This is a genomic window from Dehalococcoidia bacterium (assembly GCA_022449765.1).
In the GTDB taxonomy this organism is placed as follows: Bacteria; Chloroflexota; Dehalococcoidia; order Lucifugimonadales; family Australimonadaceae; genus UBA2963.
Map to the genome: position 1 here is coordinate 18354 of JAKUPZ010000015.1, position 18854 is coordinate 37207.

At 42.9% G+C, this 18854-nt stretch carries 21 protein-coding genes and 1 tRNA gene; 15 read left to right on the forward strand and 7 right to left on the reverse strand.

Features of this window, described 5'->3' with window-relative positions; all coding sequences use genetic code 11:
- The first annotated feature begins 181 nt into the window (after positions 1-181).
- The 8 genes from MK127_07215 to MK127_07250 all read left to right on the forward strand — a co-directional run bounded on the left by MK127_07215 (position 182) and on the right by MK127_07250 (position 9727).
- The gene (locus MK127_07215) at positions 182-1402 is read left to right on the forward strand and encodes a hypothetical protein (protein MCH2532580.1); all 1221 of its coding nucleotides are present in this window, start codon (positions 182-184) and stop codon (positions 1400-1402) included.
- Positions 1403-1596: 194 nt separating this feature from the next.
- Positions 1597-2811: a hypothetical protein gene (locus MK127_07220; GenBank protein MCH2532581.1), complete on the forward strand. Its 1215-nt coding sequence runs from the start codon at positions 1597-1599 to the stop codon at positions 2809-2811.
- A gap of 150 nt (positions 2812-2961) precedes the next feature.
- Positions 2962-5346 carry a tripartite tricarboxylate transporter permease gene (locus tag MK127_07225; protein ID MCH2532582.1) on the forward strand — a complete coding sequence of 795 codons (2385 nt, stop codon included), beginning with the start codon at positions 2962-2964 and terminating at the stop codon, positions 5344-5346.
- Positions 5347-5412: 66 nt separating this feature from the next.
- The gene (locus MK127_07230; GenBank protein ID MCH2532583.1) at positions 5413-5952 is read left to right on the forward strand and encodes a DUF4395 domain-containing protein; all 540 of its coding nucleotides are present in this window, start codon (positions 5413-5415) and stop codon (positions 5950-5952) included.
- 35 nt (positions 5953-5987) lie between these two features.
- Complete coding sequence (locus tag MK127_07235) at positions 5988-6761, forward strand: (Fe-S)-binding protein (GenBank protein ID MCH2532584.1); 774 nt, start codon at positions 5988-5990, stop codon at positions 6759-6761.
- 1 nt (position 6762) lies between these two features.
- Positions 6763-8220: a LutB/LldF family L-lactate oxidation iron-sulfur protein gene (locus tag MK127_07240; protein ID MCH2532585.1), complete on the forward strand. Its 1458-nt coding sequence runs from the start codon at positions 6763-6765 to the stop codon at positions 8218-8220.
- A gap of 2 nt (positions 8221-8222) precedes the next feature.
- Positions 8223-8975: a lactate utilization protein gene (locus MK127_07245; protein MCH2532586.1), complete on the forward strand. Its 753-nt coding sequence runs from the start codon at positions 8223-8225 to the stop codon at positions 8973-8975.
- Positions 8976-8977: 2 nt separating this feature from the next.
- On the forward strand, positions 8978-9727 hold the full coding sequence (locus tag MK127_07250) for an SDR family oxidoreductase (GenBank protein ID MCH2532587.1): 750 nt from the start codon (positions 8978-8980) through the stop codon (positions 9725-9727).
- Positions 9728-9730: 3 nt separating this feature from the next.
- On the opposite strand, the gene gmk is transcribed toward MK127_07250, so the two are convergent.
- From gmk to MK127_07265, 3 genes are read right to left on the reverse strand one after another with little or no spacing between them, the layout of a single operon-like run.
- Entirely contained in the window at positions 9731-10324 is a 594-nt protein-coding gene (gene gmk, locus MK127_07255) for a guanylate kinase (protein MCH2532588.1), read from the reverse strand.
- A 1-nt stretch (position 10325) separates the two neighbouring features.
- Complete coding sequence (gene aroA, locus MK127_07260; protein MCH2532589.1) at positions 10326-11600, reverse strand: 3-phosphoshikimate 1-carboxyvinyltransferase; 1275 nt, start codon at positions 11598-11600, stop codon at positions 10326-10328.
- 36 nt (positions 11601-11636) lie between these two features.
- Positions 11637-11987, reverse strand: coding sequence for a DUF952 domain-containing protein (locus MK127_07265; protein MCH2532590.1), 351 nt, complete (start codon positions 11985-11987; stop codon positions 11637-11639).
- An 18-nt stretch (positions 11988-12005) separates the two neighbouring features.
- On the opposite strand from MK127_07265, the gene MK127_07270 reads away from it, so the two are divergent.
- Positions 12006-12170: a hypothetical protein gene (locus tag MK127_07270; protein MCH2532591.1), complete on the forward strand. Its 165-nt coding sequence runs from the start codon at positions 12006-12008 to the stop codon at positions 12168-12170.
- Between the two features lies 1 nt (position 12171).
- Here the strand turns inward: MK127_07270 and MK127_07275 are convergent, their stop codons facing one another.
- Both MK127_07275 and MK127_07280 read right to left on the reverse strand, forming a co-directional pair.
- A complete protein-coding gene (locus MK127_07275; protein MCH2532592.1) occupies positions 12172-12858 on the reverse strand; it encodes a site-2 protease family protein in 687 nt (228 codons plus the stop codon).
- A 26-nt stretch (positions 12859-12884) separates the two neighbouring features.
- A complete protein-coding gene (locus MK127_07280) occupies positions 12885-13637 on the reverse strand; it encodes a hypothetical protein (GenBank protein MCH2532593.1) in 753 nt (250 codons plus the stop codon).
- Between the two features lie 107 nt (positions 13638-13744).
- Here MK127_07280 and MK127_07285 point away from each other — a divergent pair, with 107 nt between their 5' ends.
- From MK127_07285 to MK127_07295, 3 genes are read left to right on the forward strand one after another with little or no spacing between them, the layout of a single operon-like run.
- Positions 13745-14467 (forward strand): rRNA pseudouridine synthase, encoded by a 723-nt coding sequence (locus MK127_07285; GenBank protein MCH2532594.1) that lies wholly within the window; start codon positions 13745-13747, stop codon positions 14465-14467.
- A 30-nt stretch (positions 14468-14497) separates the two neighbouring features.
- Positions 14498-15025 carry an oligoribonuclease gene (orn, locus tag MK127_07290; protein MCH2532595.1) on the forward strand — a complete coding sequence of 176 codons (528 nt, stop codon included), beginning with the start codon at positions 14498-14500 and terminating at the stop codon, positions 15023-15025.
- Between the two features lie 19 nt (positions 15026-15044).
- Positions 15045-15362 (forward strand): hypothetical protein, encoded by a 318-nt coding sequence (locus MK127_07295; protein ID MCH2532596.1) that lies wholly within the window; start codon positions 15045-15047, stop codon positions 15360-15362.
- Here the strand turns inward: MK127_07295 and MK127_07300 are convergent.
- Positions 15359-15808 (reverse strand): SRPBCC family protein, encoded by a 450-nt coding sequence (locus MK127_07300; protein ID MCH2532597.1) that lies wholly within the window; start codon positions 15806-15808, stop codon positions 15359-15361. The genes MK127_07295 and MK127_07300 overlap by 4 nt on opposite strands.
- A 134-nt stretch (positions 15809-15942) precedes the next feature.
- Here MK127_07300 and MK127_07305 point away from each other — a divergent pair, with 134 nt between their 5' ends.
- From MK127_07305 to MK127_07315, 3 genes are all read left to right on the forward strand, one after another.
- A complete protein-coding gene (locus MK127_07305; GenBank protein ID MCH2532598.1) occupies positions 15943-17103 on the forward strand; it encodes an amidohydrolase in 1161 nt (386 codons plus the stop codon).
- Positions 17103-18383, forward strand: coding sequence for an MFS transporter (locus MK127_07310; protein MCH2532599.1), 1281 nt, complete (start codon positions 17103-17105; stop codon positions 18381-18383). The genes MK127_07305 and MK127_07310 overlap by 1 nt, the downstream gene beginning before the upstream one ends.
- 42 nt (positions 18384-18425) lie before the next feature.
- A tRNA-Thr gene (locus tag MK127_07315) sits at positions 18426-18500 on the forward strand.
- Between the two features lie 85 nt (positions 18501-18585).
- On the opposite strand, the gene MK127_07320 is transcribed toward MK127_07315, so the two are convergent.
- Positions 18586-18854, reverse strand: a 269-nt coding sequence (locus MK127_07320; GenBank protein MCH2532600.1) for a hypothetical protein, incomplete at its 5' end; no start/stop codon positions are given.

The window sequence follows — 18854 nt, forward strand, 5'->3', positions numbered from 1 at the left end:
ATCCCTCCTTATAGGTATTGTAGAGGGTATAACAAGATGGAATAATATGTTCATAAATGATTATGGGAATATTAAATTGACGTGAGCCTACACACGCGTTAGGGTAGCTCAATAAGTTTGATTGCACTTAATCAGCTAGTATGGATCACACGGATAATTATGTTAGGGAGGTCGTACGTCCATGAAGAATGTTCGAAGTATATTGCTATTTGCAGTTATGGCATTGACTCTAGGGATAGTAGTCGTAGCTTGTGGGGATGATCCCACACCTACGCCGAAACCGGCTGCGTCTGCTGCTGCTGCACCTACTGCAACACCAGTTCCGGCTCCTACGGCAACGCCAAAACCAGGTGTTACCCCAGCTCCTACAGCTACGCCAAAACCTGCACCTACATTTGATGCAGAAGGGTATTTTAAAGGCAAAACTATTCGTATGATGGTTGGCTACAACCCTGGTGGTGGTACTGACGCACAAGCAAGATTTATGTCCCGAGCTTGGCCGAAATACATACCTGGTAAGCCCCGCATCGTTGTTACGAATATGACTCCTGACGTAACTCAGCGTAATTTCGTTTGGAATTCAAAGCCTGATGGCTTGACCCTTTCAGTAGAGGCAACCGCAGGTATCTACGATATGAACATACCTAGTGCTGAGTTTGATATGCGAGAGGTTTCAATGATTGGTGTTACCTCAGGGAAAGACCAATTCTGGATGACCCTTGGAAGTACAGGATATGGCTGTTTAGAGACAGCGTTCAATTCGACAGGACCTACATTGACTGTTGGAACGTCTGCTCCTACCCCTGCTGATCTTGGTTCCGTTGTCGCAATCCCATGGATGGCAGACCAATTTAATATTCCTTTGGAAATTAAGAATGTTGCCGCCGCGGGATCCGCTGAGCAATACCTAATGCTAGAGAGAGGCGATGTTAATAGCTGGACTTCGTCAACAGTTTGGAATCAGCTACCTATTACACGACCAGGTTGGATCGAGAGTGGATTCTTAAAACCATTCGCAGACATGTCCTTCCCTGGTTTTGAACTTGGATCGAATGCTGAAGGTCCATATGATTGTGCCAAAGTAGAGAGCTTCTTTGATAAGGATGATCAATTACCAACTTGGTTGGCAATTACAGGTCCACGGACTTATGCATCTAAGAACATCATTGGCCCACCAAACATGGCTGAAGGCCCGCTGAAAGCCCTGCGAGACGCTTTGAGTGCAGCTATGGCTGACGAGGAATATGCTGCTGATCAAACACGATTTACAGGTATTCCAAATAACTTTACGCCTGGAGCACAGGCTCAAAAAGAATTGAGGGAAACTACACAAGCATTTATAGATAATGCTAGTAAGATTGATGACATATCTAAAGCCGCTTTTGAGAAATACGTTAAGTAGACTTAAGTAGTTTTAATAAAACGAGCCGCTATTTTTAGCGGCTCGTTTTGTGTTTATTGCCAATTTCGGAGTAATTTTGAAATTAGGCTTAAAAAAAATTGACACTAGGAGCCGCGACCGATAGGGTAACGCCTCGACATAGCGCATTAGCTACGTCTAATACTGCCTTGTCCAAATGAGGTTGGGAGGAAACGATGTTAAGGATAGGTAAAAAGTTAGCAGCCGTTGGCGTGATGAGCCTCGTGCTTGCTCTCGTGTTAATTGCATGTGGAGGGGATGATCCAACCCCAACACCTAAGCCTGCAGCTACAGCAACCCCTGTGCCTGCACCTACGGCAACCCCAAAACCTGGGGTTACTCCAGATCCTACTGCCACTCCTACTCCTGCTCCTAAAGAGCCAGAGTTTGATGCAGAAGCTTATTTCAAAGGTAAGACGATTCGCATAATGGTTGGATTTAACCCAGGCGGTGGAACTGACGCTCAAGCAAGATACATGTCTAAAGCTTGGCCGGAATTCATTCCAGGGAAACCACGAATCGTAGTTACGAATATGACTCCAGTTTTGACCGAACGAAACTTCGTTTGGAATTCCAAGCCTGATGGTCTTACTCTGGCTGTAGAAGCAACACCCGGTATTTTTGACATGACCGCACCTGGTGCCCAATTTGATATGCGTGAAGTAACCATGATTGGTGTTACTTCCGGTAGAGAAGGGCTTTGGGTTATTAACGGTGAAATGGGATATGATTGTTTTGAATCGGCATGGGGCGGCTCAGAGACTTTAACTATTGGCCAGAGCGCACCAACACCTGCTGACCTCGGTTCTTACGGTGTTTTGGGGTGGCTTGCTGATGAATTCAATGTTCCATTAGAGATTAGAAACGTTGCAGCAGCAGGTTCTGCTGAACAGTACTTGATGATGGAACGTGGTGATGTTAATTCCTGGTTATCAGGTACCTTATGGGACCAGTTCCCTCGCACGAGGCCAGATTGGCTTCCAAATGGATTTATTCGACCATTCGCTGACATGTCAGTTCCCGGATTTGATTTAGGTAACAATGGACAGATGGATTTCCATTGCCCGAACGTTGCTGATGCGCATTTGGACGAAGCTCAAACTGCTATCTACAACGCATTCCGTGGACCTCAGATTTACGCAGCAAAGAACGTAGTTGGACCTCCGGGTATGGAAAAGGGCGTTGCGAATGCATTAAGGAATGCTCTTGCTGATGCGATGAATGACGAAAAATTTGCTTCAGACATGCAAGGATTTACAGGAATTAAGAATAACTTCTCGGGTGGTGAAGCCGCTCAACAGCAGCTTATTGAAACTACTCAAGCATTTTTGGACAAGAAAGATGATGTAGATAAAATCATCGAAGCTGTCCATGCGAAATACGTGAAATAGACCTCTAATAAGAGAGGAATAAGTACGAATTAGCGAAGGGGCATCAAAATTGATGCCCCTTCGGCACATAATAATGTTGATTAATAAATTTATTATGAGTATCTTGGCACGATAGTAAGTGTGGCGCTGCTGCGCGAGAGGTGATGTCTCTTGGAAGGCGAATGGGCTCATGAGGTAGGCCAGGCATTTGGAAGCCTGGCGGATCCAGTTTATTGGATTGCAGTTACGGGAGCTGTGCTGGTTGCGGCAGTTACCGGTATTATCCCTGGCGCTTCAGGCGTACTAATTATGGCACTCTCTATTCCTTTCATTGTGGATTTTTTCCGCGGTGAAAGAGCTGCTATTGGATTAGTGATGCTTGCCTCTATGACAGGCGTGAACAATACTTTGGACTCAATCCCTGCTGTGTTATTAGGACAACCTGGAGCAGCTACTCAGGTGACCTTCTTAGAGGGGCATCAGTTAGCTAGGCAAGGTAAGGCGGCACATACTCTTGGTGCAATATATGCAGTTTCTGCATTAGGCGGAATAATCGGAGCAGTGGTACTTGCTATTCTCGTACCTATCATTAAGCCTTTCGTTCTTTCCTTTGGATTTCCCGAAATTGCGGCGATGGCATTTTTCGGAATAGCTATGGTCTCCGCCCTTAGTTCTGGAGCAATGGTTAAAGGGCTGGCCGCAGGTGCATTAGGAGTGCTTTTCGGAACGGTCGGAATAAACCCAATTACTGGGGATGTTCGATTTGTTTTCCAGCAACCTAGCTTGTGGTCTGGGTTACCGTTGATTGCTACCACACTAGGTCTTTTTGCTCTACCTGAAATGATTGACCTTTCTATAGCCCGACGTCCGGTTGCTCCACGTGATGCTGTGATTAACACTGGTGAAGTATGGCGTGGTGCTCGTGCAGGACTTAGTCGCTGGCCGATAATGATTCGACAATCAATTTTTGGGGTGCTGCTAGGTGCCATACCCGGAGTAGGTGCCGCAGTAATTGACTGGCTTTCCTATGCTTTTGGTATTTTCTGGTCAAAAGATAAGAGCCAATTTGGTAAAGGTTCTCTTGATGGGGTTTTATTTGCTGAATCTGCACAGAACTCTAAAGAAGCTGGGCAGGCAATACCTACACTTGCTCTAGGTGTCCCTGGGGGACTGGCATGGGCCTTTGTACTTATAGCAATGCTTGCAATGGACGTTACCCCTGGTCCCCAGATGTTAGGGCGCTTTGCAGATGTAACTATCCTGTTAATTATAACTTTGGCTATCGGTAACTTTATGGTTACCATCTTAGGTATTTTAGCTACTGGTCATCTTGCGAAATTAACCAAAGTTCCATACCCCGTTATTGGTGGTATTGTTATTCCTATTTCGATATTAACCGGTGTCATCAATATGACGAACTGGTTGGCAATTCCTATCATGTTTGTATTTATGGGAATTGGAATCATCATGAAATTATTCCAGTGGCCGCGACCTCCCTTACTTTTGGGAGTGATACTTGGTCCTATAATTGAGTTGAATTTCCAGTCTGCGGTCAACGTCCACGGGTTTACGGGTGTTTTGGGTAGGCCACTCACCATAGGGCTGATATTTATAGCTGTAGCTACGGCATACATGTTCTATCGATCTGGACAGAATCAGGCTAAAGCACAGCAGTTAATTAGAGAAAATGACGACTCGCCTGCGGATGATCACAGCAGCACAGGGACCCCCCCTCTAATCCCAGCGAATTCTTTCTTCAAGGGATTGAAATTAGTGCTTACCTTGGGAACAAATGATATTCGTAATTTCCCTGTATTTCTTGCTATTGGTGGTGGGACTGCTTTCATTCTCAGTTCGGTTCCTATCCCGGCGTTTGGATGGCCAGGCTTTAGTTCAACTTCAAGAATGTTACCTGTTGTAATGTCCTCAACAGTAATACTGTTGGCGAGCATTCAATTGTTCTTCAATTTGCGCGAAAAAATCCGGGGAGGCAACTCTGGGCAAGCTGACATTATGGATTTAGGTATGCACAGCTTGACATTACCGGGTGCAAGAGGAGCTATTCTCCTAGTCGGTCTGACGATGCTTCTTTTCCTATTGGCAACGGGAATCGTTGGCTTGCGCTGGGGAGCTCTATTACTTGCGGCTTTATTGCCAATATTTCTCATGAGCGGAACCCCCGAAAAGCCAGGAGTAGTGGCTGCAGTATCAGGTACATTCGTTGCAATCGCACTGATTGGTACAGGCGAGACAATTGCATATAACTGGGGCTTGATTGAGGATATGCCATATTTGGATACCTTTACCGATGCTGCACCCATGCTTGCAGGGCTATTGGTTCTTGGCCTTATATATGTTCCTCAAGTTAGAAATTTCCAGCCTCCTGCTACTCTGACCTGGCTGTTTTCATGGAGAATTTTGGCGGCTCTAATTACTGTTTCATTTGTTACAGTGTTCCAATTTATAATGGCTGACAATATTCTATATATGATTTGGCCTGAGGCTGCTTTGTTTGAGTGGATCGGGCGAGAAATCTGGACACCGCTTTTTGGATAGCGGCATAGCAAAATAATTTACTGAGAGGGCCGGTCAGGCCCTCTCAGTTTTTAAAAGAGGTACGCTTTGAACCAAGATCCTATAAAAGCGGATTCTGCTTTACGGACTATATTTTCATTCCCGCATCCCGTGAATGAGTACGCCGCAAGAAGCGTTGCCTCTATGGTCTTCATACTAGGTGTCACGATTATTGCTACCGATCTACATTGGCTTTTATTTATTTTGACCTATGGGTTTGTTGCCCGAGTTTTGACGGGTCCCACATTAAGTCCTATGGGCCTGATTGCCACAAAAATTATTATTCCCAAAATTATAAAAAAAACACGGAACGTAGCGGGCCCCCCAAAGCAGTTTGCTCAGCTGATTGGCTTGGCATTTTCACTTGCCGCTTTAATTTTCACTTATGGTTTTGATATGTTTTCAGTGGGCCAAATTCTTATAGGAATCTTAGTTTTATTTGCTGGACTTGAGGCATTCGTCGGATTTTGCGCTGGATGCTTCGCTTTTGGGTGGTTGATGCGTTGGGGCATCGTACCCCCAGCAGTTTGCGATAAATGCTTCGAAGCAAATTTCAAAATTCCTTTCACAAAAATATCGCCCAAATAGTTTCATTATTATCGAATATCTGTTACCTTCGTCGTGTGGTGCGACGTCGCGGCTGGAGCCGCTTTTCTAATAGGCCCAAAGCAAAATTAAAGGCTGCATTATGTGTAACATGCCTTATTGATCAGTTTTACCCTGAAGTTGGAGAGGCTGTTGTAAAAGTTTTGCGTGGACAGGGTGTTGATGTTTCCTTCCCCGAGGATCAAACATGCTGCGGGCAAATTGCGTTCAATGGTGGGTTCAGGAATGATGCTGCGGATGTAGCTCAACATTTCATGGATTTATTTGAAAACGAAGAACACGTCGTAGTTCCATCGGGCTCTTGTACGAGCATGATTAAAATTTATTATCAAGAGTTATTTAAAGATGACCCTGAGCAACTCGAACGAGCTAAAGCCATTGCGGAAAAGACATATGAGTTTTCTGATTTTCTTGTAAATGTAGTTGGCCAATCAGACGTTGGGGCTTCTTCATATGGATTAATTACGTACCATGACGCATGCCACCTGTTAAGGGAATTGGGGATTTCAAAAGAACCCCGTGAACTTATAGGAAATGTGGATGGTGTAGAGATTCAAGAAATGCACGACTCTGATTCCTGTTGTGGATTCGGAGGCCTCTTTTCTGTAAAATTTCCTGATATATCTGCAGCAATATTGGAAGAAAAAATTAAAAATATAATTGATTCTGGAGCAGGTACCTTAGTTGCGAATGACTGTGGATGTTTGATGCAGATTCGAGGGGCAATGCAACGGAAAAACCTAAACGTTCGAGCAGTTCACATTGCTGAATTATTGGCGGAAGGTGAATAGTGTGGCTCAAGTAAAAACGGCTGAGTTTAAGAAAATATCGAAACAAGCTATTAAAAATGAGAAACTCCAACATTCCCTAGACCATGTGATGGAGCATTTTGTGAGCGCTCGCTCTTCAATTATTGACCAAGATATTGGTGCAGAGAATTGGGAACTATTAAGAACACGCGCTGCCAGTATCAAGCAATCTACCATTGAAAACTTGGATTACTATCTTGACTTGGTTGATAAAAACGTTCGTAGAAATGGTGGCTATGTACATTTTGCTAACGATGCGAACGAAGCTAACCAAATTGTCTTAGATATTGCTAAACGTAACGAAGTCAAAACAGTAATAAAAAGTAAATCCATGGTTTCTGAAGAGATGGGTATTAATGAAGTGCTTGAAAAAGCCGGGATTGAACCTGTAGAAACCGATCTTGGGGAATATATTATTCAGCTGGCAGGAGAAACTCCTTTTCATATCATTGCTCCAGCTATGCACAAGACAAAAGAGGAAGTATCTGATCTTTTTCAGGACTGGCTGAAGACTGCACCAACTCAAGATATAAAACGATTATGCATATATGCTCGTGACGCGCTACGAGAGAAATTCGCAACAGCTGAGATGGGCATTAGTGGGGCTAATTTTGTTGTTGCCGAAACAGGAACTGTTTGTTTGGTTACAAATGAAGGTAACGGAAGGATGACTACCTCTGCCCCACGAGTACATGTGGTTTTAGCTGGGATGGAGAAAATTGTTCCTGCAATTGAAGACTTGGCCCTTTTTCTTAGGCTTCTGCCACGCTCAGCCACAGGCCAAAGGATTACTAGTTATAACACCTTTGCAAGCGGACCTCGTAATCAAAGTGACGAAGACGGACCCGAGGAATTTCACCTGGTCATAGTTGATAACGGCAGAATGAACCTGCTAAAAGACGAAGAGATGAGGGAAGCACTCCGGTGTATAAGGTGCGGAGCTTGCTTAAATCATTGCCCGGTTTACAAAAAAATTGGTGGACATGCATATGGCTGGGTATATTCCGGTCCAATTGGTGCAATTGTCACACCCCCAATGACTAATATGAAAGTGGCGAGTGATCTGCCCTATGCTTCCACTTTATGTGGGACATGCAGAGATGTATGCCCTGTGAAAATCGATATCCCCAAGTTATTACTACATTTGAGGCATAAAGTTGCAGAAGGCTCATCGTCTGAAAGAGGCTCTGCATGGATGGAAAGGCTGTTTATTGGGCAATGGCATAAGACCGTACGTAACCGGAAGTCTCTTGAACGCAGAGTGAAATTAGCAAGGATTTTTCTTAAGCCAATTAGCCGTAACGGCAAGATCAAGAAATTAAGGGCTCCAATGGTCAGTGGATGGACAAATTCTCGAGATTTCCCTGCATTGGCTCCCAAATCTTTTGGTGATATATGGAAAAGCGGTTTATCTGGAAATAACGGTAATAGGAATCAGTAGCTGTGCCATATATTCCACCAGAACATCCTAATAAATCAGCGTTTCTAAAAAAGGTGAGAGAAGCCTTGGGTAGAACTCATCCTATCCTGCATGCTCCTGATCACCCTCCGCTAAAATCTAATATTGCGCGGCAAAGAGAAAAAGTGCGGACCATCGTTGCCAGAAATGATGCTCGTATGCTTACAAATATTAATCGCTTAATGGAGAATGCTTCATTTGCCTCTTGGAACGTGCATAGGGTTGAAAGTTATGAGGATGCTGCAGCAACTATTGCCCGTGTAGCACGTTCTCATAAAGTAAAGAACGTTATTCGGTCATCTGAAGAAATTTTTAAGAAGGTAGACGTAGATAAAAGCTTGAGATCGGTTGGAGCACCTCCAACAATTTTAGCTTCAAGCCGTACCCGCCGCAGAGGCCAATTAAAAAGCATTGCGTTCAAGTCTGAAATGGGCGTAACGGGTGTTGGATATGCTATAGCAGAAACAGCAAGCTGCGCTGTTATTCCGCGTAAAGGAGTAGCTCGACTAACCTCACTGGCTCCTTCTGTTTTGATATTGCTGGTTGAGACTGACCAAATATTAGAGAATTTGGACGATTTTTTTGCGATTACCAGACTCAAAAGAATGGAATCTAGGAGCCATGGACCGAACTATTATAATTTCATATCAGGTCCCTCGCGTACTGCAGACATAGAGCAAACCTTAACTGTTGGGGTTCACGGTCCGGGGGAAGTTCATATGGTAATTGTGGGGTAACTATGAAATTAAAAGATAAAGTAATAATCATTACTGGGGCAGCAAGGCACCTTGGTCAGGCTTATGCAATTAGGTTAGCCCAAGAGGGAGCTAAATTAGTTGTAACTGATGTGAGAGATTGCAAAGAGACTGAAGAACTTTGCAAGGCTGAAGGGGCAGAAGTTATATCTTTAGCTACTGACGTTACTGATGTGCAACAAACCGAAAACTTAGCGCTTAGGGCGTATGAGAAATTTGGGAAAATAGACGGATTATTGAACAATGCAGGATTAATGCAGAACATTACGGGTCCGTCACTAATGGATGTTGACCCTGAATGGTGGGATCGTGTGTTCAATGTTAATGCACGAGGGACGTACCTGTGTACACGCGCTGTGTTTCCGTACATGCGTGAGCAGATGTATGGGAAAATTATTAATGTGGGTTCTACCACAATGTTGAGAACCTCAAATAGGGTTAATGATAGTAATCCACACTATGTTGCATCGAAAGGTGCAATCATGGCGTTCACACGTTCAATTTGTCGGGAGCTAGGCCAATTTAATATATGCGTGAATACACTTGCTCCAGGCGGTACCGATCAGGAAATAGATCGATTGGGTTCCAATGCTACGCCCGAAGATTCACGTGCTTTCGGTCGTAGAGGAGTCCCTAGTGACTTGACTGGGACTGTGGTTTTTTTGCTTTCAGACGACGCTGACTTTATTACTGGTCAGTTATTTGCAGTAAATGGTGGAAAAGAAGTTTCGTAATTTTTAAAGGCGTATCGATTGAGATTCCGGTCGATTTTGCTCTGAAGCTACAATTTCTAATATTTGTTCGACCGTATCCTCTAGCTTATCAGTATCGTTAATCACGACAGAATCAAACCAACTAGACTGATCCATTTCGTGCTTAGCGGTGGCGATACGAATGTCCATTTGAGCAGCTGAATCGGCTTTTCGTTCCCTCAATCTACGCTCTAATTCCATTAACGATGGAGGGGCAATAAATATGAGCAGTGCATTTCGTTCTAGAGACTTGATGGTTCTTGCTCCTTGAACATCTATTTTTACAAAGGCATTGGTAGCGTTATTCAAAGCTTCACGGATTTGTTTTTTAGGAACACCATAATGGTTTCCATAGACTTCGGCATGCTCTAAAAATTCATCTTTCGCCTGCAGATCTAAAAATTGATTTTTGCTCAGAAATATATAATCATACCCGTCTTTCTCATTAGCTCTCATTGGCCGCGTTGTAGCTGTTACTGCGTAGGAAAAATCAGGACGATGAATACGCAATTGCTCAAGGATGGCGTCTTTGCCTACACCAGATGGGCCTGAAATAACGACTAGTAAAGGATTAATCAACCTACGCCACCTTAAGAGACTCTAAGTCTTCCCAAAAAGTAGGGTATGAAATCGATGCAGCATCTGCATCTTGAACGTAGGTTTGCCCAGAAGCAAGGAGGCCAGCGATACCCATTGTCATTGCGATCCTGTGATCAGAATAGGTTTGATGATTGGAGCCTTTGAGTAGTTTGCCTCCGGTAATAATTAAGCCATCTTTGGTTTCTTGAACCAATGCACCAAGGCGGGAAAGCTCACTCTGCATTGCAAAAATTCGATCAGATTCCTTAATTCTAAGTTCTTCTGCATCACGAATAATTGTAGTTCCTTTGGCGAAGCATGCCGCAAGAGAGAGTATTGGAATTTCGTCGATTAATCTTGGAATCAAATCTCCTTCAATAACGGCCGAGTTCAATTCGCTTGATTCGGCAATAATGTCCCCCACTAACTCTCCACCTTCTAATCTTTTGTTTTCTATGTTGATTGAAGCTCCCATCATTTCTAGGGCGTCAAGTATTCCTGTTCGAGTAGGATTAATGCCCACATTCTGAATAGTTATTTTCGCATTAGAATGACAAATTGCTGCCACTACCCAATAAGCTGCAGAACTTATGTCTGCAGGCACATTGACATCGATTGCATTAAGTTGACCAGGTTCAATGTTTAGGCTTAGTCCGTGCTCGGAAACGTTAATACCCATTGCTCGGAACATCAGTTCAGTGTGGTCTCTGGAAAACGCAGGTTGGTGAATTATAGTGGGTCCGTCTGCATAAAGCGCTGCCAACAGTAGTGCGCTTTTTACTTGAGCGGATGGAATTGGCATGTCGTATTCAATCCCATGTAGATTAGATTGCTTGAAAACAAGTGGGCAAAGTCTGCCGCCTTGCCTGCCTTCAATACTAGCGCCCATTTCACGTAGTGGGTCGACTATTCTTGCCATTGGTCGCATGCGAATTGATTTATCTCCGCTCATTATGGACAGGAATTTTTGACCTGATAGCACTCCAGCCATTAACCGTGTAGTGGTTCCACTATTTCCTGTATATAGCAAATTTGAAGGCTCTTTTAATTCTCCGCCTACAATATTGATTAATCCATCAGTTTTTTTAATCTTTGCTCCGAGTGCTCGGAGTACTTTTAAAGTAGATTGAACATCAGCTCCAGTTCCGTAATTACTGATGTGCGAAGTTCCTCGGGCAAGTGCGTTAAATATTGCAGACCTATGCGAGATTGACTTGTCACCAGGAGGTGTGATCGTCCCCCGAAGTTTATGAGGTTGTTGAATAACTGTATCCATGGATCTCCAAATCAAAAATTGCGGATAAAGATCTCTCTAAAGGTTATCAGGCAATATAAAAGAACCGAAACTATCTGCTTCTATTGGTATAACCCTAGTTATTGCATCTTTGTTTAATCGCCCGTATATATGAGGATACCAGTCATTGGGATACGATTCTTCCATCAATAGGGGGCTTTTAAGCTTCGCAGTTTCGATTTCAAGCAGAATTAGAGCTTGGTGACTTGAAAAATGCCGCCCTATAACATTAAGTAATTGCCCTTTAGTGCAATTATGTATGAAGCCTTCATTTTTCAAGGATTCAGTTTCATAAAAAGGAAGACTTTGAAATTGATTCCAAATTTTGGACGTTGTTACATGTAGAATCTTTTGCGGTTTACTATTCATATATTTACTGAGGTACCTATGGCGTTAATTACTCCAACTGACCGATCTTTAATAAATGTAATTTCAGCGTATGAGCGCGAGATAATGGGCCAGAAATTAACTATTGCGCAAATTAACCGAATTGCTGAATCAACGAAGCGATTGTTATTGGATGAAATCCATTCCGCGAAACATTCACGATGATTTACCTCATTAAAAATGCACCAAATTGAAGGACTGGCTGGAAAACGAACCCTAGCGGGTTTAAGTCTGTTAGAACTGAGAGCCCTATAATAAGGATCAATAAAATCAGCCCCAGTCGTTCAAAGTTATCTACTAAGTGAAGCCAATTTCTTGGAACTATCCCACTAAGAATCCCTGCCCCATCTAATGGTCCTAAGGGCAGTAGGTTGAAAGCAGCGAGAATTAGATTCAGTAAAATACTGTAGGTTGCAACAATATTAACCCAGGCAGGTATATTTAGGGTCCTTAGCTCTGACCTACTGAAATCTCCTGCTTCAAGTAGACCTACTTGGAATAACAGCGCTAGCCCTAACGCGATGAGAACATTTGCTGCCGGTCCCGCTAGCGATACAATTGCCAACCCTTGTCGCCCGAATCGTAAATTGCGTGGATCCACAGGTACCGGTTTACCCCATCCGAAGCCAAGGATAAGTAACATAATTGTTCCAGCAGGATCCAAATGTGCTTTGGGATTAAGCGTGATTCTGCCTAGTCTCATTGAGGTCGGGTCACCAAGTTTTCTTGCTATAAAGGCATGTGAAGCTTCATGGAAGGTTATTCCTATAATCAATGAAAGGCTTATGCATGTAATTAGAACAAAGAAAGCGAAGGGGTCATCAAGGAGTAAATCAGTTTGAGCTAGTAGCATTCTTTTTTGACCAATTTATAGATTTGCTAGTCCTCTTCATACTCGTCATCAGGATCAGTACTAATCCTATTAGATAACGATGAGTTAACCTTCCTTTGATCGCGGTCAAGTGTTTTTTGAGGAAGTGCTAGTAATGACGTATGAAGCTTTGCAAATTCTTCAATGGAATTATCTTGCAAATCAATAATTAATGCCGCAATGCCTACGTCCCGGAGCCCTCTCAATTCATCATCTAATGGGATAGAGCTTAAGTGTAAGAATACAGGTTTGGACGTTGCTGTACTAATACGTCCGATCTGCAGTAAATGATCTATGGTGAGTTCATTGCCGCCAAGGATCTGAATAATAAAGGCATTTACAGGTAGTAGGTCAATAGCCCTAGTTAAGCCTTCATCTATCCCTAAGTCTACAGTCATGAGGAACGTTCGTTCATTTGCAGTTAAAGAGCCTACAGTAGTAGAAGAATCATCGAATATTTCAAAATCGATACCTTTTATTTCCTTTGATTGAGGAGTGGCGCTCCATACCCCGAACATCAAAGGGCTAAGTAGCTTTGCTGATTTATCTAGTGCTGCTTTGGTTGTTTTATCGGTCGCCTTTATTACAACACCATCAAGTTTTGCAATATTTGCTTTTTTAGTTTCATCGGTTTGATTAGCATCGATTGCACCTAAGACCAAAATAGGCGACACATCTTCCCTTTTGGATGAACCGCCAAAACCTAGTGGCTGGACGAATCGATCTCCTGCTCGATCAAGCTTGTCGAGTAATTGACTCATGAATATTCCTAAATCTAGTTATTATGGTACGCAAGACTTATAAACCAGCGATAGTTGATTCTAACAGTCGTTCGATCCTCTGTGCTACTCTTCATATATGGTGTTGAATGGCTGTAAATAATTCCCTTGTAAAATATTTGGTTTCTGCTGGGATTGGTTCACGCCGAAGATCTGCTTCATTGATTATGGAAGGTCAGGTTTTTGTTAATGGGTCTCAGATACTGAACCTAAACTACGCTGTTGACCCAAGAGATAGCATTAAAGTAAACGGATTAAAACTAGAGAAGCCTGTTAATGAGAAAATTTATATCCTGTTGAATAAGCCAAGAGGATATTTATCTGCAGTGAACGATCAAAGAGGTAGGCAGACTATCCTTGATCTGGTCCCCAAAAATCTTCGGTTTCCGGGTTTAGTACCTGCAGGAAGATTAGATTTATATAGCTCTGGGCTGATGGTCTTATCTAATGATGGAGAATTTGTAAATAAGATTACCCATCCTCGTTATGAGGTGGAAAAAGAGTACGAAGTATTATTGGATGCAACTCTTTCAGAGACGGATAAGAAAAAATTAGTTAAAGGCATAACGATTGAAAGTGGAATAGCTAAAATTCAGTCAATTAGAGGCAAGAGCCCCTCAAGCCCTCAGTACAATCTAATTTTGATAGAAGGGAAAAAACGTGAAATTAGGTTGCTGATGTCAGCATTGGGTAGAAATGTAAGGCGACTGAAGCGTATACGTATAGGAAACTTTGAGCTAGGTGAATTAAGTGTTGGCTCTGTGCAGCGTATCTCTGAACAAGAAGTAAAACTATTTAAAAAACGATTATGATGGAAGGAATTTGTGGCTAATTTAAGTCGAATGGTTTGGATTGACCTTGAGATGACAGGATTAGATCCTGATACTCATGTCGTGCTTGAAATTGCAACGATTATTACCGACGGTGAGTTAAACACCCTAGCTGAAGGTCCAGTAATTGCAATTGCTCGAACAAGTAAGGAATTGAGCAGAATTGATAATTGGAGCTTTGAGCATCACACTAAATCCGGGTTACTACAACGAGTTGAAGATTCAAATATTGGCATCGAGGAAGCAGAACTAATTACCCTGGAATTCGTCAAAGAATGGGTTGGTGTACATGAATCTCCTCTTTGTGGGAACTCAGTTCATCAGGATAGATTATTTTTGAGAAAAGAAATGAAGAAGCTAGAGTCATATCTTCATTACCGTATCGTTGACGTAAGCACCATAAAAGGATTAGCAGAGAAATGGTATCCGGATTTAGAAAAATTTCCTAAAAAAGGTACACATCTAGCACTTGATGATATATATGAAAGCATTGGAGAATTAAGGTATTACCGCCAAAATATATTTAAAATTATAGTTTAGATGTTTGCGGGGGCGCGAAATGATGCGAAAGAAGAGTAAAGTGCAAAAACCGGAGGTCGAAGAATTAAGCGAATCTCCGAACAGAAAAAAAACATTACCTTTATCGAACCGACCATTTTCAAGAGGCTTCATAGCAACGGGAATTATTTTGAGTGGGATATATGCTATTGCACGAGTATTACCGCAGACTAGAAAACTGAGCGGCTCTTTTGCAGATTCTAAGCAATTGAAAGTAAAGGCTTTCACCAGCTTAAAGGCAGGGGCAAATGCATATAAAGCAACAAATATAATTTTCGATTTCTATCGAAATATTTCAGGGAAGCTTAGGAAGAATTAAGCTTCTACGCGTTTTGCTAAATTCTGGCCAAAGTCTTTCATTATCCCATCTGCTTTTCTCTTGATGATCCCTTGGCCGAATTCACCCAGCTTACCCATGATATTGGCCTCCGAATTTACAACAAGCTCGCTAGAGCCGTCGCCAGGGCTTTGTACTGACATTGAAATTTTCACACGTACATTTCCTGGGACTTTTCTATCTGCGCCTTCACCAGTCATAGTTATTGTCAGGTTGTTATCGTCTCTACTATCTACAGAAAGTTTCCCTGCAAGACCCAAGGCAACAGGGCCTACTCTTACCTTAACAGTTCCGGAATAAGTACCATCTTCATTTTCTGAAACATCAGTGGCTCCAGGAATACATAGGCCTACTGTTGGAATGTCTGTTATGAAAGACCAAAGTTCACTGGTCGAGGCTTTTACTTTATAGGTGTAGTTAAATTCCATCTGTATTGAATCCTTAAATTTTTCTACTACTAATGATAGGAGGGACGAAGATTACAAACAACTCTACTCGTTGACAACATAACTTTGCAGTACTACGGTCATGAATGACAAGTATTGTTATCGGGGAGGCGTTGATGGCACCATACGTGAGAATTTCAGGAGACTCTCATCTTGAAGTCCCTAACGAGCGATGGACTCACAGGATAGATCCTAAATTTAGAGACAAGGCTCCTCGTACGATTAAACTTGAGACGGGCGCAGATGCTACTCAATTAGAAGCACTCCCTGCAGCTCAGAATCCTATGGATCTATATGGTGGCAAAGGTCGGGATATATGGTACCCAGGCGGGCAGACGTATGAAGATACCCCTGGAACAGGATTACCTGAGCAGCGAGTGCAAGAGCAGATCCAAGATGGCTTGGATGGTGAAATTCTTTATCCAGCAGTTGTGGTTGGACCTAGATTATGGATGAAGGTAGAAGATGAATCTTTGCAAAAAGCGATTTTCCGAGGATGGAATAGTTGGATGGGGGAGGAATATTGCGCTGAAGCTCCTGACCGGCTATTTGGGATTGGTGCAATTCCCGCTACAAATACTGAAGATGCAATTGCAGAGATGGAATTTTGCAAAAAGGCAGGGCTGACAGGAGTCCAATTAATGGCATTTCCCAACGGGAGCGGCAAACCGCTACCCGAAGATGATCGCTTTTGGGCTGCTTCACTAGATATGCAGATGCCTGTTTCGATTCATGTAGAGCTAGCAAAAACTGGGCATGAAGGCAAATTACTCGACTATCCAAAAGAAGACCCAAAATTAACAACGGAACTTGCGTTTCAAGTTCAAAGATTTGCTGCTCGCGGGGCTGGTACTAATGCAGTACAACTCCTACTTTCTGGCTTATTTGATCGTTACCCAGAACTCAGAGTTTGCCTTGCAGAGACTTCTATCGGTTGGGTTCCTTACTTCCTTGAAATAGCTGATGTTCGCTACAACCGTCACATTTACTGGGCGGAAAAAATGAGTGGATTTAAGCCATTAAAAGCAATGCCAAGTGAGCTACTTAATGAATATTTCTACTGGGGTTTTCAGCAAGATAGATCTGGTGTTGATCTCCGTCATCATATGAATGTCGATCGTCTGATCTGGGCGGCAGATTTCCCTCATCAGGAGTCGGATTGGCCCAACTCTGACATGGTCATGGAGCATAATTTCAAAGGAGTTCCGGAAGAAGAAGTATATAAAATGATAGTACAGAACGCAGTTGATTTCTTCCATTTACCTTCTAAGAATTAATGGCAAAACAGGATTCGAATTCACGTAGTCCGGCAGGATTCTTCTGGCCATTTAATATTTATTATGGCTGGGCAATTGCTAGCACCTCCCTTATTGTCTCTTTCGCTTCGGTCGTTTTTTACGGACCTGTACTAAGCGTTTGGTTTGAACCCATAAGAGAAGAAACAGGATGGCATGCCTGGGAAGTAGCAGCTTCATTCACCATAGGTAGCTTTGCTGGTTCTATTTTCACTGCGTTTGTTGGTCGAATCATGGATCGCTACGGTACAAGAACTGTAACAGCAATTTCAGGGATGGTACTTGCAGGCTGTATGGTTGGGCTTGCCTTCATGCAGGCTCCATGGCAAATGTGGATTTTCTTTGGGATTGGTAGAGGTTTTGCCATCGCTGGTGTCCAGCTAGGTACTACTGTTGCTATTGCAAATTGGTTTATACGAAGAAGAGGTAGTGCGACGTCTTTTGCGGGATTTGGGCTTAGATTTGGACAGGCCTTGGTGCCGTTAATAGCTACTCCCATCATCATTCTGCTAAGTTGGCGCTGGGCATATGGCCTTCTCGCTGTTTCTGCGATCTTGCTAATTACAGCTCCAGCTTTGATATACCTTCGTCGACGCCCTGAGGATTACGGATTATTACCGGATGGCGAAATACCGGTTGATACAAAAGATAATAAAAAAACGGACGATTCTACTGATCCCGTATGGTCCGTGGCAGAGGCACGTAAGACCTTAGCATTTTGGCTGATTTTACTTACTACTTCTACAATCTTCTTGGCACAGACAGCTACGAACCTCCATGCAGTTCCTCATTTCCAAGCTAAAGGGATAGATTTTGAGGCTTCTGTGCTGGTTGTATTCACCTTCGCTATGACCTCTGCGCTCATGACTGTTCCTTGGGGTTGGGTCATGGACAAGTTGCACGTACGCTATGTGATAGCAATAGTCTCTTGTATCTATTTTCTTTCCATGGTGATTATAGTTAACGCTGATACATTCGCGGGATCTATCTTATTTGGTTTAGTTTTTGGTATTGCTCAAGGAGGTTGGACTGTAAGTCAACGTATTGTGGTGCCAAATTATTTTGGCCGCAAATCAGTTGGCGGCATTCGTGCACAGATGGGGTTGATTACAGCATTTATTAACCCTATCGGACCATTGCTTGCAGGAGCGATCAAAGACTATTCAGGAGACTACCATATAGCCTTCACGATTTTTGGAGGGACATTCTTGCTTTCTGCGATCATGATATTGGTTGCTCGTCCACCAAAAATTCGGATTTAATCGCTAATTGAAAAATTCAAAGTAAAATAAGAATCAGGTTTAGCCACCGTAGCTCAGGGGCAGAGCAGCTGTTTCGTAAACAGCAGGTCAACGGTTCAAATCCGTTCGGTGGCTCCATTATTTTAGGAGTAAATAAGCCCATATCCCTTTGGTAGGGTAGGTATATATCCTCCTTACTACACCAGTTTCTCCAAAAAGGCTTTTATGGGGTTGAAATTTCTATGAAATAATTGTTGCCAACTTTCGAAGTAACAGAAATTTCATACCCCGTAACAGTGATTTTCTCTCCAGGTTGAAGAAGAACAGATGAGTCAGGCCAGTCAGCTGAATAATCACCCTGGACTTTAATAGGTCCCTTTCCAGTTGCAATTCTTTCATCTACTGAATAAACCAAAATTCCTCCTGTTGAGAGATTCTGGTCATAGCCGTCAATTGCCCTATTCTCAGCAACGAGAACCCGACTGCTATCAA

What these genes read in the sequence shown, in the direction of transcription:
- MK127_07300 (MCH2532597.1), bottom strand. Translation starts at nt 15,808, where the DNA reads ATGGAATTTAACTACACCTATAAAGTAAAAGCCTCGACCAGTGAACTT.
- MK127_07270 (MCH2532591.1), top strand. Translation starts at nt 12,006, where the DNA reads ATGGCGTTAATTACTCCAACTGACCGATCTTTAATAAATGTAATTTCA.
- MK127_07215 (MCH2532580.1), top strand. Translation starts at nt 182, where the DNA reads ATGAAGAATGTTCGAAGTATATTGCTATTTGCAGTTATGGCATTGACT.
- MK127_07280 (MCH2532593.1), bottom strand. Translation starts at nt 13,637, where the DNA reads ATGAGTCAATTACTCGACAAGCTTGATCGAGCAGGAGATCGATTCGTC.
- MK127_07295 (MCH2532596.1), top strand. Translation starts at nt 15,045, where the DNA reads ATGATGCGAAAGAAGAGTAAAGTGCAAAAACCGGAGGTCGAAGAATTA.
- MK127_07250 (MCH2532587.1), top strand. Translation starts at nt 8,978, where the DNA reads ATGAAATTAAAAGATAAAGTAATAATCATTACTGGGGCAGCAAGGCAC.
- orn (MCH2532595.1), top strand. Translation starts at nt 14,498, where the DNA reads ATGGTTTGGATTGACCTTGAGATGACAGGATTAGATCCTGATACTCAT.
- MK127_07285 (MCH2532594.1), top strand. Translation starts at nt 13,745, where the DNA reads ATGGCTGTAAATAATTCCCTTGTAAAATATTTGGTTTCTGCTGGGATT.
- MK127_07305 (MCH2532598.1), top strand. Translation starts at nt 15,943, where the DNA reads ATGGCACCATACGTGAGAATTTCAGGAGACTCTCATCTTGAAGTCCCT.
- MK127_07265 (MCH2532590.1), bottom strand. Translation starts at nt 11,987, where the DNA reads ATGAATAGTAAACCGCAAAAGATTCTACATGTAACAACGTCCAAAATT.
- aroA (MCH2532589.1), bottom strand. Translation starts at nt 11,600, where the DNA reads ATGGATACAGTTATTCAACAACCTCATAAACTTCGGGGGACGATCACA.
- MK127_07310 (MCH2532599.1), top strand. Translation starts at nt 17,103, where the DNA reads ATGGCAAAACAGGATTCGAATTCACGTAGTCCGGCAGGATTCTTCTGG.
- MK127_07220 (MCH2532581.1), top strand. Translation starts at nt 1,597, where the DNA reads ATGTTAAGGATAGGTAAAAAGTTAGCAGCCGTTGGCGTGATGAGCCTC.
- MK127_07275 (MCH2532592.1), bottom strand. Translation starts at nt 12,858, where the DNA reads ATGCTACTAGCTCAAACTGATTTACTCCTTGATGACCCCTTCGCTTTC.